18 protein-coding genes are annotated in these 15452 nt (G+C 53.2%); 15 read left to right on the plus strand and 3 right to left on the minus strand.

Translation table 11 applies throughout. The features are described from left to right. Positions 1-5: 5 nt before the first annotated feature. Positions 6-296, minus strand: coding sequence for a DciA family protein (locus CIK94_RS13725; RefSeq protein WP_094423375.1), 291 nt, complete (start codon positions 294-296; stop codon positions 6-8). Then, positions 289-1410: a DNA replication/repair protein RecF gene (locus CIK94_RS13730; protein ID WP_094387398.1), complete on the minus strand. Its 1122-nt coding sequence runs from the start codon at positions 1408-1410 to the stop codon at positions 289-291. Before CIK94_RS13730 ends, CIK94_RS13725 begins: the two co-directional genes overlap by 8 nt. 206 nt (positions 1411-1616) lie before the next feature. Here CIK94_RS13730 and CIK94_RS13735 point away from each other — a divergent pair, with 206 nt between their 5' ends. From CIK94_RS13735 to CIK94_RS13755, 5 genes are all read left to right on the plus strand, one after another. Then, positions 1617-2315 (plus strand): lipopolysaccharide assembly protein LapB, encoded by a 699-nt coding sequence (locus CIK94_RS13735; protein WP_022309939.1) that lies wholly within the window; start codon positions 1617-1619, stop codon positions 2313-2315. A gap of 2 nt (positions 2316-2317) precedes the next feature. Then, positions 2318-2794, plus strand: coding sequence for a 6,7-dimethyl-8-ribityllumazine synthase (gene ribH / locus CIK94_RS13740; protein WP_022309938.1), 477 nt, complete (start codon positions 2318-2320; stop codon positions 2792-2794). A 131-nt stretch (positions 2795-2925) separates the two neighbouring features. Then, positions 2926-3111: a hypothetical protein gene (locus tag CIK94_RS13745; RefSeq protein ID WP_144007747.1), complete on the plus strand. Its 186-nt coding sequence runs from the start codon at positions 2926-2928 to the stop codon at positions 3109-3111. A 1-nt stretch (position 3112) separates the two neighbouring features. Continuing rightward, positions 3113-3634, plus strand: a complete 522-nt coding sequence (locus CIK94_RS13750) for a ferritin (RefSeq protein ID WP_094388652.1) — start codon at positions 3113-3115, stop codon at positions 3632-3634. Between the two features lie 528 nt (positions 3635-4162). Continuing rightward, positions 4163-4498 (plus strand): transglycosylase SLT domain-containing protein, encoded by a 336-nt coding sequence (locus CIK94_RS13755; RefSeq protein ID WP_254046020.1) that lies wholly within the window; start codon positions 4163-4165, stop codon positions 4496-4498. Positions 4499-4520: 22 nt separating this feature from the next. Here the strand turns inward: CIK94_RS13755 and CIK94_RS13760 are convergent, their stop codons facing one another. Then, positions 4521-4823, minus strand: a complete 303-nt coding sequence (locus CIK94_RS13760; protein ID WP_094423376.1) for a hypothetical protein — start codon at positions 4821-4823, stop codon at positions 4521-4523. Positions 4824-5239: 416 nt separating this feature from the next. On the opposite strand from CIK94_RS13760, the gene CIK94_RS13765 reads away from it, so the two are divergent. From CIK94_RS13765 to CIK94_RS13810, 10 genes are read left to right on the plus strand one after another with little or no spacing between them, the layout of a single operon-like run. Beyond that, complete coding sequence (locus CIK94_RS13765; protein WP_022309935.1) at positions 5240-5590, plus strand: NADH-quinone oxidoreductase subunit A; 351 nt, start codon at positions 5240-5242, stop codon at positions 5588-5590. Continuing rightward, on the plus strand, positions 5581-6306 hold the full coding sequence (locus CIK94_RS13770) for an NADH-quinone oxidoreductase subunit B (protein WP_022309934.1): 726 nt from the start codon (positions 5581-5583) through the stop codon (positions 6304-6306). Before CIK94_RS13765 ends, CIK94_RS13770 begins: the two co-directional genes overlap by 10 nt. 21 nt (positions 6307-6327) lie before the next feature. Continuing rightward, complete coding sequence (locus CIK94_RS13775) at positions 6328-7899, plus strand: NADH-quinone oxidoreductase subunit C (protein WP_094423377.1); 1572 nt, start codon at positions 6328-6330, stop codon at positions 7897-7899. 37 nt (positions 7900-7936) lie between these two features. Then, entirely contained in the window at positions 7937-9022 is a 1086-nt protein-coding gene (nuoH, locus tag CIK94_RS13780) for an NADH-quinone oxidoreductase subunit NuoH (RefSeq protein ID WP_022309932.1), read from the plus strand. 47 nt (positions 9023-9069) lie between these two features. Next, positions 9070-9600, plus strand: a complete 531-nt coding sequence (locus CIK94_RS13785; RefSeq protein ID WP_094423378.1) for an NADH-quinone oxidoreductase subunit I — start codon at positions 9070-9072, stop codon at positions 9598-9600. Positions 9601-9607: 7 nt separating this feature from the next. After that, a complete protein-coding gene (locus tag CIK94_RS13790; RefSeq protein WP_022309930.1) occupies positions 9608-10129 on the plus strand; it encodes an NADH-quinone oxidoreductase subunit J in 522 nt (173 codons plus the stop codon). Next, on the plus strand, positions 10126-10437 hold the full coding sequence (gene nuoK, locus CIK94_RS13795) for an NADH-quinone oxidoreductase subunit NuoK (protein ID WP_022309929.1): 312 nt from the start codon (positions 10126-10128) through the stop codon (positions 10435-10437). Before CIK94_RS13790 ends, nuoK begins: the two co-directional genes overlap by 4 nt. 6 nt (positions 10438-10443) lie before the next feature. Continuing rightward, on the plus strand, positions 10444-12393 hold the full coding sequence (nuoL, locus tag CIK94_RS13800; protein ID WP_094423379.1) for an NADH-quinone oxidoreductase subunit L: 1950 nt from the start codon (positions 10444-10446) through the stop codon (positions 12391-12393). Between the two features lie 12 nt (positions 12394-12405). Beyond that, entirely contained in the window at positions 12406-13908 is a 1503-nt protein-coding gene (locus CIK94_RS13805) for a NuoM family protein (protein ID WP_022309927.1), read from the plus strand. Between the two features lie 34 nt (positions 13909-13942). Beyond that, on the plus strand, positions 13943-15424 hold the full coding sequence (locus CIK94_RS13810) for an NADH-quinone oxidoreductase subunit N (RefSeq protein ID WP_094423380.1): 1482 nt from the start codon (positions 13943-13945) through the stop codon (positions 15422-15424). The last annotated feature ends 28 nt before the right edge of the window (positions 15425-15452 follow it).

Here is a 15452-nt window from a genome sequence, read left to right on the forward strand (position 1 = left end):
AAGCCTCAGTAGATGCGCACATCGGCGATGACCATGGCGCCTACTTCGGCATTGAGACGCTGTACCAACTTGGAACGCATCATAGACAAATCCTGCCTGAGGGCGGGATTTGTTATTTTTACAAACAGCGTCTGGTTCTTGATGAACTTCTCGCCGGTATATCTGCCCACGGTGGTGCCGGTCACCGTCTCCCAGGCGTCGATAACTCTCCGCTGCAGCAAGGGCGTCTCCAGCCCCTGGTCGCGTAGCAGGTGATTGATAACATCATCGATTGATTTTACATTGCGCTTAAACATGATTGTCGTCCTCCTTGCGTTGGGTGATTTCTCCATCTTCCACCTCAAACAACTTATAGTCCATCGCGCTGTGCTGGAGTATACGGTCCAGGTGGTCACGGTTGGTGTCGGTGATGAATATCTGCCCGAAGTTGTCGGCCGACACCAGCTTCACAATCTGCTCCACGCGGCGTGCGTCGAGCTTGTCGAATATGTCATCGAGCAAGAGCAGCGGTACCGTGGCCGTCACTGTGCGCTTGAGAAACTCAAACTGTGCCAGCTTCAGCGCCAGCACAAACGTCTTGTTCTGCCCCTGGCTTCCCTCGCGCTTCATCTGATAGTCGCCGAGCATCATCTCGATGTCGTCGCGGTGTACGCCATGGAGCGAGTAGCCCACGGCGCGGTCTTTGGCCCTGTCGCGGCGTATCACGTCGATGAGCCGTCCGCGTTGGCAATGAGAGATGTAGCGCAGGCTCACTTTCTCCTTGTTCTCGGATATGGTCTCGTAGATGTGCTGGAACACGGGAATGAGCTGGCTGATGAACTCGTCGCGCCGGCGATAGATAATCTCTCCCTGTGAAGCCATCTCCTCCTCCCAAATATCGAGCAGGGCAGGGTCGGGCTCAGCCTCCATCTTGAGTAGGGCATTGCGCTGTTGCAGGGCCTTGTTGCAGCGCATCAGGGCATCGGCGTAAGCCACATCGTACTGGCATATCACCATATCCATCAGCCTCCGGCGCTCCTCGCTGCCCCCGGCAATGAGCACGCTGTCGGCGGGCGAGACAAAGACCAGCGGGATGAGCCCGATATGTTGGGCCAGACGCTTGTAGTCTTTCTTGTCGCGCTTGAAATGCTTCTTCACCCCACGCTTCATGCCGCAGTAGATGTTGAAATCCTCACCGCTGTCGCTCCTGTAGTCGCCATCGAGCACAAAGAAGTCCTGGTCGTGCATGATTACCTGCGAGTCGATGGGCGTGAAGGCGCTCCGACAGAACGACAGGTAATAGACAGCGTCGAGAAAGTTGGTCTTTCCCACGCCGTTCTGCCCTATAAGACAGTTGATTTTGGGCGACAACTCTATCGTTGCCTCCCTTATGTTCTTGTAGTTGAGTATGGACAGTCTTTTCAGAATCATAGCGGCTTTATCCTTGCTCTCTGGGAGTGTGTTATCCCCGTGAGTGATGCAAAGTTACGCCAATTATCACGCAAAAGCAAAAAAATAGAGAAATATATTTCAATATGTGAGATTATTTGATTAATTTTGCCTTGAATATGCACGCGGCTTTCGTGGCCGTCAGCATGATTGCAACATTGGGAATAAAAACAAAAATAATAAATAAAATGACAAACAAAAAAGAACAAGCACCCGCTAACGACGTGCTTACCGTTTCTGAGGCTTTTATCACCAAATACAAAAAGCCCATCGTTGTTGCTGCTGCTGCAGTAGTACTCCTCATCGTAGGTTTCTTCTGTTACAAGAATTATGTAAGCGCTCCCCGCGAGGACAAGGCTTCTACCGCTCTGGGTCTTTGTCAGCAGTATTTTGACCAGGGCATGTTTGACAAGGCTCTTAATGGCGACGGCGCCAACTGTGTAGGTTTCGTGAAGATTGCTTCTGACTACAGCGGCACCGATGCAGCCAATCTCGCCAACCTCTATGCCGGTCTGAGCTATGCTCACACCGAGAAGTGGGAGAAGGCAGCCGAGTATCTCGACAAGTACTCTACAGCTTCCGACGCACTGGTAAGCCCCGCAGCGGTAGCTGCCCGCGGCCAGGTATATGCCAACCTCAACAAGATAGACGAGGCCGTATCAGACCTGAAGAAGGCTGCCAAGATGGCCGACAGCAAGGGCCACAACGGCGTAAACAACAGTCTGTCGCCCCTGTTCCTGCTCTCAGCAGCGCAGTTGCTGGAGAGCCAGAACAAGAATGACGAGGCGCTCGAGATATACAAGGATATCAAGACCAACTATGTCACCTCTGCTCTTGTTCAGAGCCAGGAGATAGACAAATACATCCAACGTCTGGAGGAGAAGTAATCATGGCTACAGCACTCCACCACCTCTCCGACGAGGATATAGCCAATGTGCCCGACGCCAGCAACATGTGCTTCGGCATAGTAGTGGCTGAATGGAACAAGGAGATAACCGACGCGCTGCTCAATGGCGCGGTGACCACCTTGGAGAAGTATGGCACTCTGCCCGAGAACATCCACGTCAAGACCGTGCCCGGCAGCTTTGAGCTGATTTACGGAGCACAGCAGATGACCAAGAATGACGGATTTGATGCCGTTATCATCCTCGGAAGTGTCATCCGTGGCGAGACGCCCCATTTCGACTACATCTGCCAGGGCGTCACCTACGGCATAGCACGGCTCAACTCCAACCAGAACATCCCCGTCATCTACGGACTGCTTACCACCAACGACTTGCAGCAAGCCAAGGATAGATGTGGGGGCAAGTATGGCAACAAGGGAAGCGAGTGTGCCATCGACGCCATCAAAATGGCTAAGTTCTAAAACCCATTCCAAAGATATGAAGCCCATCGGGAGCTGATACGCAGGTATCGCCCGATGGGCTTTTTTTGATGGCTGTAGGCGGCGGGTGAATGGGTGGCTGCGGCGGGTGAATGGGTGGCTGCGGCGGGGAAATGGCTGTCGGCGGCGTGGAAATGGTTGTCGGCGGTGGGGAAAAGGTTGTCGGCGGCGGAGAAGTGGCTGTCAGGACAGTGATGGCGCCCGCAGATGTGGAGTCGCTAAATATAAATAAGTTAAAAAACTATGCAGTGTTTACATTTTTTCGTAAATTTGCAGCAGGTAAACATAAAACTGAATAACATGTTGAACAAGAAAGTAGAAGAGGCTATCAACGCCCAAATCAATGCCGAACTCTGGTCGGCTTATCTCTATCTGTCTATGGCAGCTTATTGCCACGCCCAGGGCCAGCCCGGTATGGCCAAGTGGTTTGAGGTCCAGTTCCGTGAAGAGCAGGACCACGCCAAGATATTCTTCAATTATGTCGTTTCACGCGACGGAGTGGTAACCCTCAAGCCAATCGAGGCTGTGCCCACCACATGGGAGTCGATGCTCGACGTATTTGAGAGTACACTGGCCCATGAGCAGAAGGTCACCTCGCTCATCAACAACCTCTACGCACTGGCCACCCAGGAGCTCGACTTCGCCACCCAGAGCATGCTCAAGTGGTTTATCGACGAGCAGGTGGAGGAAGAAGAGAACGCCAGCACCATCATCGACAATATCCGCATGATTAAGGACAACGGATATGGTCTCTACATGCTCGACAAGGAGCTCGGCGCACGTGTCTACACCCAGGCCGCTCCGCTCGTGGGCAAAGAGTAAAACCGTCGCACCCCAGCCCCACAAGGCATCCCTCTCCGGGATGCCTTTTTTCGTTTTCGGAGGCGTCGCGACGAGCTCCGCCAAGCCCCTCGCAACGCCTGTCGCAGCCGCGGCGATGACCCTCGTTACGGCGATGGCAAAAGTAAGAATTTACAACAATTTAGAAACGTAAAATATTGTGATACAGAGGCTTCTCGATTACCTCGACGACCATATCCTTTACAATTATTCGCCGTTTTTCTTGCACGGTTCAGATTTTCTTCGTACCTTTGCACGCGATAATCGGAGTAACGCTTGTCGGTTTAAGGTTTTCAGACACGGTTACTCCCAGTATTCACTGGCATCCAGACACGGTGGTTTTTCTTCTTATCAATACCGTTGTCGCGAGCTTTTTTCAGGATGTGGCTCAGATGTCAAAAACAATAATTTATGAGTTTATTAACAAGAAGATTATTTGTATTATTGACTATTGGTGTGACATTTCCACTGCTGGCGATAGCAAGTGGGTCACTGGAAACTAAAAAGACCATGGATTGGAATCCCGTGATGGATGCGATAATCCAGGTAGAAAGCGAAGGAAACGCAAGGGCGGTGAAGGGCAACTCCTGTGGAGCTATGCAGATAACCCCCGTACTGGTAAAAGACTGCAACCGCATACTGCGCATGAGAGGCTCGAACAAGCGCTACACCCTGGCCGACAGATTCAGCATCAGCAAGTCGCGAGCTATGTTCCTGCTCATCCAGTCGTTTTACAACCCGCAGAACAATGTAGAACAGGCCATCCGAGCTTGGAACGGCGGTCAGAATTACACCGTGGCGAGTACACAGCGTTACCTTGAGAAAGTGAAACGTCATTTGTATTGATACAAACACAACATCAAGACTTTCATTCCTGCCTCTGGGCAGTGATGGAAGTCTTTTTTTTGTCCCTGAGCCTGTCTTGCCGGCGGCGCCGTAAACCGTCGCAAGCATGGAGTGGGGCAGGGGCGAGGGGCGGAGCCAGGTGCAGATCGTCGCCCATGAGGTCGCCTCGCCAGCCTCTCACTACAGCCTCCGCCTGGGCAGCCATGGAGGCGGCCGGAAGGGTTCTGTCTGGCTCGTAGTCGACGGAGATAGCAGAGAGGTACCCAATACGCTTGTTGTCAGCAGGTTTGGCGATGTCCTGATGACGGTTGTCGGCTCGTAACATAAGACACGAGCCCACGTGACATAAGTCACGAGCTCACGTATCTTGCGTCACGAGCTCACGTACCTTATGTTACGAGCCGCCCAAGAGGCTGGCTGCGGTGACCGATGAACTTGCAAAGATTATGTCGGGCAACCGTGGCGACGGGGAGCGGTGCGCGGTGACGGTGGCGATGCCCGAGGAGGTAGTCTCTCCAAGTTGCCGCCGGCCGTCGGTGCACGGGTAGATGGTGTCGCTTGTGAGTCAGGTTGTCACCAAAAATGCCACTTTGCTCGCGCCTGCGGGCGTGCGTATATATAAATAGGTGTTTTTTCTGTTGATAATGACTAATGTTACCAAAAAAAGTAGTAACTTTGCAACTTGAAGGTGACAAAACGCCTTCTGCGCATAAAATATTTATTAATAACGTTATAATTTTTATGAATTTCACTTTGTTGATTACCGTTATGCTAACGGCTGTAACCTTGGTGGTGGCTGCTTATGTCATTGCCAAGCTCATCGGTCCCCGTTCGTACAATCCGGTAAAAGGTGAGCCCTTTGAGTGTGGTATCCCCACGCGCGGCAGCTCATGGTTGCCCTCGCACATCGGTTACTACCTCTTCGCCATCCTTTTCCTGATGTTCGACATCGAGACTATGTTGCTCTATCCCTGGGCTGTAGTCGTTAAGCAGTATGGAAGTCTGGCCCTCGTGAGCATCAGTTTCTTCCTGTTGGTATTGGTATTTGGCCTGGCTTACGCCTGGCGGAAAGGAGCATTGGAATGGAAGTAAAGAACAGAGCCTCTATCAAGAGCATTCCTTACGACGAGTTTAAGGACAACGACACGCTGGAGAAGATTGCCGCCGAGCTCAATGAGGGCGGTGCCAATGTGGTGGTGAGCTCACTCGACGCCGCCATCAACTGGGGTCGCAGTAACTCGCTGTGGTCGCTTACCTTCGGAACATCGTGCTGTGGTATTGAGTTTATGGCCGTAGGCTGTGCCCGTTACGACTTCTCTCGCTTCGGCTTCGAGGTGACCCGTAACTCTCCACGTCAGGCCGACCTTATCATGTGTGCCGGTACAATCACCAACAAGATGGCACCAGTGTTCAAGCGTCTGTATGACGAGATGGCCGAGCCCAAGTATGTAGTGGCTGTAGGCGGATGCGCCATTAGCGGCGGCCCCTTCAAGAAGAGCTACAACGTGGTGCGCGGTATCAGCGAGCTGGTGCCTGTGGATGTGTTCATCCCCGGCTGCCCTCCACGCCCCGAGGCTATCCTCTATGGCATGATGCAGCTGCAGCGCAAGGTGAAGGTCGAGAAATTCTTTGGCGGCGCCAACCACAAGATGACTGCTGATGAGAAGAATCTCTCCATGAGTCAGGGTGGTCTGCGCGGTCTGAGCAACGAGAACCTCTCTGATGCCAACAAGTTGGGCAACAAGAAGCCTATCATCGTGACCCAAGTGCCCGAAGGCTTCGACCCACAGAAGGGACTTGATGACTAATATATAATAAGGTATAAGAATATGAAGCTGAATAACATAGAACTGAGTTTTGACAATTTTGCCGAGGAGATGGCGAAATTGAAGAACGAGAAACACTTCGACTACCTTGTTACCATCATCGGTGAAGACTTCGGTGAGGAAGGACTCGGATGTATCTACATTCTCGAAAATACAGACACTGCCGAGCGCTGCTCGGTGAGAACCATCGCCAAGAAGGTGGATGGCAGCGACGTTATCCCCACGGTAATCAATCTGTGGAAGGTGGCCGACCTGCTCGAGCGTGAGGTCTACGACTTCGTGGGCATCAAGTTCCTCGGCCACCCCGACATGCGTCGCCTCTTCCTGCGCACCGACTTCAAGGGTCATCCCCTGCGCAAGGACTTCGACATGAGCCCCGAGGCCAACCAGTTCCCCTGTACCGACGAGCCCGAGAGCGACTACACCGTAGAATACTCGCTCGACAAGAACGGTCATCTGGTAGCCACCGAGAAGAGACTCTTCGACGAAGATGAATATGTAATCAATGTAGGCCCCAACCACCCATCCACCCATGGCGTGCTGCGCCTGCAGACCGTAGTGGACGGCGAAACCGTGAAGCGCATCTATCCCCACCTGGGATATATCCACCGCGGTATCGAGAAGATGTGGGAGAATATGACCTACCCACAGACCCTCGCCCTGACCGACCGTCTCAACTACCTCTCGGCCATGATGCACCGCCACGCTCTCGTGGGCGTCATCGAAGAGGCTATGGGCATAGAGCTCAGCGAGCGCATACAGTATATCCGTACCATCATGGACGAGCTGCAGCGTATCGACTCCCACTTGCTCTACCTGGGCTGTACCGCACAGGACCTCGGTGCCCTCACCGCTTTCCTCTACTGTATGCGCGACCGTGAGCACGTGCTCAACGTGATGGAGGAAACTACCGGCGGCCGACTCATACAGAACTATTATCGCATCGGCGGACTGCAGGCCGACATTGACCCCAACTTCGTGGACAATGTCAAGAAGCTCTGCGCCTATCTGCGCCCGATGATACAGGAATATCTCGACGTCTTCGGCGACAACGTGATTACCCACAACCGTCTCGAAGGTGTTGGCCCCATGGGCAAGGACGACTGTATCAACTATGCCGTGACCGGTCCTGCCGGACGTGCCGCAGGCTGGGCCAACGATACCCGCAAGCGTCATCCCTATGCCCTCTACGACAAGGTGGAGTGGAAGGAGATAACCATGACCGGCGGCGACTCTATGGACCGCTACTACTGTCACATCAAGGAGCTCTATCAGAGCCTCGACATCATCGAGCAGCTCATAGACCATATCCCCGAGGGCGAATACTACATCAAGCAGAAGCCCATCATCAAGGTGCCCGAGGGACAGTGGTATTTCTCTGTAGAAGGAGCCAGCGGCGAGTTTGGCGTCTATCTCGACTCTCGTGGCGACAAGATGCCTTACCGTATGAAGATGCGCCCGATGGGTCTGTCGCTTACCAGCGCCCTCGACCCTATGCTCCGTGGTCAGAAGATAGCCGACCTCATCACCACCGGTGCTGCCATCGACTTCGTAATCCCCGACCTCGACAGATAATAATATAATAATGTATAAGTAAAAAGAGAACATAATGATGTTTGATTTTAGTATAGTAACAACCGCCATCGACAGTCTTCTGCGCCAGACCCTCGGGCTGGGCGACTTCTGGTCGATACTGATAGAGTGCGTGCTCGTGGGTGTAGGCATCCTTACCGCCTATGCGCTGATAGCCATCGCCCTCATCTTCATGGAGCGCAAGGTGTGTGCCTACTTCCAGTGCCGTCTGGGCCCGATGCGAGTAGGTCCTTGGGGTATCTTCCAGGTCTTCGCCGACGTGCTCAAGATGCTTATCAAGGAAATCTTCGTTGTCGACAGAGCCGACAAGATGCTCTACTACATCGCCCCTTTCCTTGTGATTATCGCCTCGGTGGGCACCTTCTCATTCCTGCCATGGAACATGGGTGCGCATATCCTCGACTTCAACGTGGGCCTGTTCCTCATCACCGCCATCAGCTCGATAGGCGTACTCGGCGTGTTCCTCGCCGGATGGGGTTCCAACAACAAGTATTCGGTAGTGTCGGCCATGCGTGGCGCCGTGCAGATGATTTCCTATGAGATGTCGCTCGGCCTCTGCCTGATCTCTGCCGTAGTCCTCACAGGCACCATGCAGGTGAGCGGCATCGTTGAGGCTCAGGTTGGTCCTTGGAGCTGGCTCATCATCAAGGGCCACGTGCCTGCCATCCTGGCTTTCCTCGTATTCCTCGTAGCCGGTAACGCCGAGGCCAATCGTGGCCCGTTCGACCTGGCCGAGGCTGAGAGCGAGCTGACAGCCGGTTACCACACCGAGTATTCGGGTATGGGCTTCGGCTTCTACTATCTGGCAGAGTACCTCAACCTCTTCGTTATCTCGGGCATCGCCTCTACCGTATTCCTCGGTGGCTGGGCGCCTCTCAATATCGGTATCGAGGGCTTCGACAATCTGATGAACCTCATCCCCGGATTTATCTGGTTCTTCGGCAAGACCTTCGCCGTGGTATGGATTCTGATGTGGGTACGCTGGACTTTCCCCCGTCTGCGTATCGACCAGATACTTACCCTCGAGTGGAAGTATCTCATGCCTCTGTCTCTGATTATCCTCGTGCTGATGACCGTATGCGTAGCGCTGGGCTTCCACGGATAATCTGCGAAATATCAAACCGTAATTCAACAATAGATTAATAACAAAGTATGTCTAACAATTCATATTTCAAAGGTATTGCCGATGGCGTGAAGACGCTTGCCGTAGGTATGAAGACTACCATGAAGGAGTACTTCACACCCAAGAGCACCGAGCAGTATCCCGAGAACCGCAAGACTACACTCCACATTTCGCCCCGATTCCGCGGACGCCTGGTTTTCGAGCGCAACGAGGACGAGAGCTACAAGTGTGTGGGATGTACACTCTGTGAGAAGTCATGCCCCAATGACACCATCAAGATTGTTACCGAGATGGTGGAGGACCCCGAGACAGGCAAGAAGAAGCGCCAGCTGGTAGATTACCAGTACGACCTGGGCGACTGCATGTTCTGCGAGCTCTGCGTCAATGCATGTAACTTCGGAGCCATCAAGTTTGTCAACGATTTCGAAAACGCTGTCTTCGACCGTGACAAGCTCGTCTATCATCTGGACAAGGAAGTATACAAAGGTGGTTCGCTGCCCAACCTCATTGATGGCGGCGCTCCCCTGGAAATAGGTAAGTTTAACACCAAAACCAAGTAAACCGATTATGGCAAATATTGTAATGTTTTGTATTCTGGCCGTAGTCATTCTTGGCTCAGCCTTAATGTGTGTGCTGACCCGCAGCATCATGCGTGCAGCCACCTTCCTGCTGTTTGTGCTCTTCGGCATCGCCGGTCTTTACTTCCTGCTCGACTATACCTACCTGGGTGCTGCCCAGATAGCTGTCTACGCCGGAGGTATCACCGTGATGTACGTCTTTGCCATCCAGCTGGTCAACAAGCGCGCCCTCCAGGGCAAGACCGAACACTTCAAGGGCTCACGCCTGATGGGCGGACTGCTCATCTCACTGCTGGGCCTCGCCACAGTAGTGGGCGTAATCCTCAAGCATAAGTTTATCGACATGGCAGCCAGCTTGGCCGACAAGGAGGTAACCATGCAGGAGATAGGTACAGCCCTTGTGGGTTCAGAGAAATATCAGTATGTATTACCCTTCGAGTTGATATCAGTATTCTTGCTGGCTTGTATCATCGGAGGCATCATGATTGCAAGAAAGGAGGACCAGAAATGAATATTCCCGTAGAGTTTTTCCTTACACTTAGTGCATTGCTGTTCTTTATAGGTGTATTCGGATTTGTCACACGCCGCAACCTCGTGGCCATGCTCATCTCGGTCGAGCTGATACTCAACTCTGTCGACTTGAACTTTGCCGTGATGAACCGCATCCTTTTCCCCGGTGAGATGGAAGGCTTCTTCTTCACACTCTTCTCTATCGGTGTGAGTGCTGCCGAGACTGCTGTTGCGCTGGCTATTATTATTAATGTTTACCGTAACTATCACAGTGACCAGGTGAACAGTATTGAAAACATGAAATTCTAAGACACTATGTACAGTTATGCATTTTTGATACTTCTTCTGCCGTTGCTGAGTTTCCTCGTGTTAGGACTTGCGGGCATGAAGATGAAGAAGCAGGTAGCGGGTGTCATCGGCACCATCGTGCTGGGCTGCGTATTCGCCATGTCGGTATATACCGCCTACAAGTATTTCTTCGTTGACGGAAGAAATGCCCTCACTGGCGCCTACGACACCGTTACCGTGTTCAATTATAGCTGGTTGAAGTTTAGCGAGCTGCTTACCTTCAACATCGGTTTCCGCCTTACGCCTATCAGCGTGATGATGCTCATCGTCATCACTACTGTCAGCTTTATGGTTCATATCTATTCGTTTGGTTATATGGCCGAGCGCGACGAGAACTATGAGGTTGAAGGCTATGAGAAGGGCTTCCAGCGTTTCTACGCTTACCTGAGCCTGTTTACGATGTCCATGCTGGGTCTGGTGGTTGCCACCAACCTCTTCCAGATGTATCTCTTCTGGGAGCTGGTGGGCGTGTGCTCTTATCTGCTTATCGGTTTCTATTACCCCAAGCATGCCGCTGTCCACGCCAGCAAGAAGGCGTTTATCGTAACTCGCTTCGCCGACCTCTTCTTCCTCATCGGTATTCTCATCTACAGCTTCTATGTAGGCACGTTCAACTACGACCTGGCTAACGACCATGACCTGGTGCTGAAGTTGCATGGTGCAGCAGCCGTCCTGCCTACCGCCCTGTTCCTGATGTTTATCGGTGGTGCCGGTAAGAGTGCCATGTTCCCGCTGCACATCTGGTTGCCCGACGCTATGGAAGGCCCCACACCCGTGTCAGCGCTCATCCACGCCGCCACCATGGTTGTGGCTGGTGTATATCAGGTGGCCAGCCTGTTCCCCATCTGGGTGAACTACGCCCCCAACGCCCTGCACTATGTGGCCTACATCGCTGCCTTCACCGCATTCTATGCCGCAGCCGTAGCCTGCTGTCAGCGCGATATCAAGCGTGGTCTGGCCTTCTCGACCATCTCTCAGATAGCCTATATGCTGGTAGCCCTTGGCGTATGTACTGCCATCGACAACCACGAGGGTGGTCTGGGTTATATGGCCGGTATGTTCCACCTCTTTACCCACGCCATGTTCAAGGCCCTGCTCTTCCTCTGCTCCGGTGCCATCATCGTGATTATCGGCAGCAACTTCAAGGAGTATATGGGAGGTCTGCACAAGTATATGCCCATTACCAATGTCTGCTTCCTCATCGGATGTCTCGCCATCGCCGGTATCCCTCCCTTTGCAGGTTTCTTCTCTAAAGACGAAATCATCACCGCCTGCTTCCAGTTCTCTCCCTTCATGGGCTACTTCATGACACTGGTTGCCGGTATGACCGCTTTCTACATGTTCCGTCTCTACTACGTGATATTCTGGGGCCAGAGCTACTACGAACTTGACCCCGAACACCGTCGCAAGCCACAAGAGGTGCCCTTCGTAATGTGGGGTCCGCTGGTGTTCCTTGCCATCATCTCGTGTGTAGCCGGTCTTATACCTTTCGGCCACTTTGTTTCGGCTACCGGCCAGAGCTACGATATCCACATCAATGCTCAGGTGGCTACTACCAGCATTGTGGTGGCTGTCATCGGCATTGCCCTTGCCACCTATATGTACGCTCCCAAGAAGACTCCGCTGGCCGACACTCTGGCCAAGCGTATGCCTGTGCTGCACAAGGCTGCCCTCAACCGTTTCTACATCGACGACGCATGGCAGTTCTTCACCCACAAGATAGTCTTCGGACTCTTCTCCAAGCCCATCGCATGGTTTGACCGCCGCGTCATCGACGGCACCATGAACTTCATGGCATGGGGTACACAGGAAGCCGGTGAGTCTATCCGTCCATGGCAGAGTGGTGACGTGCGCCAGTATGCCGTATGGTTTATCACGGGAAGTGTAGCTATATCATTAATCCTTCTTTGTCTTTAGAGCATTATCATTATGAGTATATTAACATTATTCGTAGTTATCCCCGTCCTGATGCTCCTCGGGCTCTGGTTTTCCAAGAACCTGGCTCAGGTACGTGGCGTAATGGTAGCAGGTGCCAGCGCCCTGTTGGTCCTTGCCATCTGGCTTACCGTTACTTTTATACAGATGCGCCATGCCGGTAACACCGACCCCATGCTGTTCACCTACAGCGTGGCATGGTTCCCCTCGCTCCATATCGCCTACAGCGTAGGCGTCGATGGCATCTCGGTCGTGATGCTCCTGCTGTCGGCCATCATTGTCTTCACTGGAACCTTTGCCTCTTGGCAGGCCATGTCCAACCACAAGGAATACTTCCTCTGGTTCACCCTGCTCAGCACCGGTGTGTTCGGCTTCTTCATCTCTGTAGATATGTTCACCATGTTCATGTTCTACGAGGTAGCCCTTATCCCTATGTATCTGCTTATCGGAGTATGGGGTACAGGCGCCAAGGAGTATGCCGCCATGAAGCTCACCCTGATGCTTATGGGTGGTTCGGCGCTGCTCATCATCGGCATCCTGGCCATCTACTTCTTCAGTGGAGCCACCACGATGAACATCAATGAGATTGCGGCTATGGCCAATATCCCCGAGAATGTGCAGAACATCTTCTTCCCCTTGCTCTTCATCGGTTTCGGCGTGCTGGGAGCCCTCTTCCCATTCCACACATGGTCGCCCGACGGTCATGCCAGCGCCCCTACCGCCGTGTCTATGCTCCATGCCGGTGTGCTGATGAAGCTCGGTGGCTACGGCTGCTTCCGCATTGCGATGTATCTCATGCCTTCCGCTCTTGACACCTGGGCCCCTGTGTTCCTCATCCTCACCACCATCTCTGTGGTATATGGAGCACTCTCAGCCTGTGTGCAGACCGACCTCAAGTACATCAATGCCTATAGCTCGGTATCCCACTGCGGTATGGTGCTCTTCGCCCTCTGCATGGTTACCCAGACCGCCATCACCGGTGCCGTTATCCAGATGTTGTCCCACGGTCTGATGACAGCCCTCTTCTTTGCTGTCATCGGTATGATTTACCACCGTGCCGGCACTCGCGACGTGCGCTATCTCGGCGGACTGATGAAGGTAGTGCCTTTCCTCGCCGTTTCCTATGTAGTGGCAGGTTTGGCCAACCTGGGTCTCCCTGGTTTCTCTGGCTTCGTGGCCGAGATGACCATCTTCGTAGGTTCGTTCCAGAACGCCGATACCTTCCACCGTGTATGTACCATCGTGGCTTGTACCTCTATCGTAGTGACAGCCGTGTACATCCTGCGCGTTGTGGGCAAGATTCTATTCCAGAAGATACCCAACCCCGAGTTCCTCAAGCTCACCGATGCTACTTGGGACGAGCGCTTGGCCGTGGGCGGACTTATCTTCTGCGTAGCCGGTCTCGGTACTGCGCCTTTCTGGGCGCAGGAGGTTATCTACGATGCAGTAGGCCCTATCATCCAGCATATCGGCAACTTTGTTGCGATAGCCCAGTAAACTGTAATGTCTAACGATTAAGTATCTAAAAGAAATGAATATTGATTATAGTCAGTTTTTACATATGATGCCCGAAGTAAGCCTTATGGCTGTTCTGGTAATCGTCTTCATTGCAGACTTCTTTACTGCCCCCCGTGTAGCCGATGTACAGGCTGGCGCCGACTTCAAGGCTCCCCGTGCATGGTTCGGTCCGCTGGTGTGTGTGCTCATGCTTGCCCACACCCTGCTCAATCTCGCTCCCGTAGAGTCTGCCGTTACCTTTGGCGGCATGTACTATACCACACCCTCTATCGGTATCATCAAGAGCATCCTCGCCTTCGGCACACTCATCGTGCTCATCCAGAGCCGCGAGTGGATGCGCCGCCCCGATACCTTCTTCAAGGAGGGCGAGTTCTACATGCTCACCCTCGCCACCCTCTTGGGTATGAACATGATGGTAAGTGCCAACCACTTCCTGCTGTTCTTCCTGGGTCTTGAGCTGGCTTCGGTGCCCATGGCCTGCTTGGTGGCGTTCGACAAGTACCGCCACAACTCAGCCGAGGCAGGTTCCAAGTTCATCCTCACCGCCACCTTCTCGAGCGGCGTGATGCTCTATGGTATCAGCCTGCTCTATGGCGCAGTAGGCACACTCTACTTCGACGACGTAGTGATGCGACTCTCTGCCACTCCTATGGTCATCGTGGGTCTGGTGTTCTTCGTCAGCGGTCTGGGCTTCAAGATTTCTCTCGTGCCCTTCCACTTCTGGACAGCCGACTCTTACCAGGGCGCTCCCACCACCGTTACCGGCTATCTGTCGGTTATCTCTAAGGGAGCCGCAGCCTTCACGCTCTGCACCGTGCTGATGAAGGTCTTCGGTCCCATGGTCGAGTACTGGCAGTACATGCTCTTCATCGTCATCGTGCTGTCTATCACCGTGGCCAACCTTTTCGCCATCCATCAGAGCGACCTGAAGCGCTTCATGGCGTTCAGCTCTATCTCTCAGGCAGGTTACATCGTGCTCGCCATCGTGGGCAACCAGGCCACATCGGTCTACGCCCTCAGCTTCTACGTGCTCATCTACGTGGTAGCCAATATGGCAGTGTTCACCATCATCTCGTCTATCGAGGAGCACAACAACGGCGTGGTAGATATGGAAAGCTACAACGGGCTGTATCAGACCAATCCGCGTCTGGCCTTCCTCATGACCCTCGCCCTGTTCTCCCTGGGTGGTATTCCTCCCTTCGCTGGAATGTTCTCCAAGTTCTTCGTCTTCATGGCAGCTGTCAAGGGCGCCGACTTGGCCACCACCACCGGAGCGCTGGCCTACATCGTGGTATTCATCGCGCTGGTCAACACCGTGATATCTCTCTACTACTATCTGCTCATCGTCAAGGCTATGTACATCAAGCCCAACGAGCATCCTCTGCCTACATTCCAGAGCGCCACGAGCACCAAGCTCGCCCTCGCCGTTTGTACCACAGGTGTGCTGCTCTTCGGTGTATGCTCATTCATCTACGAATGGATAGCTCTGGCATAACGCAGCAAGAGAGCAAGATATACTAAAT

The organism is Prevotella sp. P4-51, from assembly GCF_002251455.1.
GTDB lineage: Bacteria > Bacteroidota > Bacteroidia > Bacteroidales > Bacteroidaceae > Prevotella.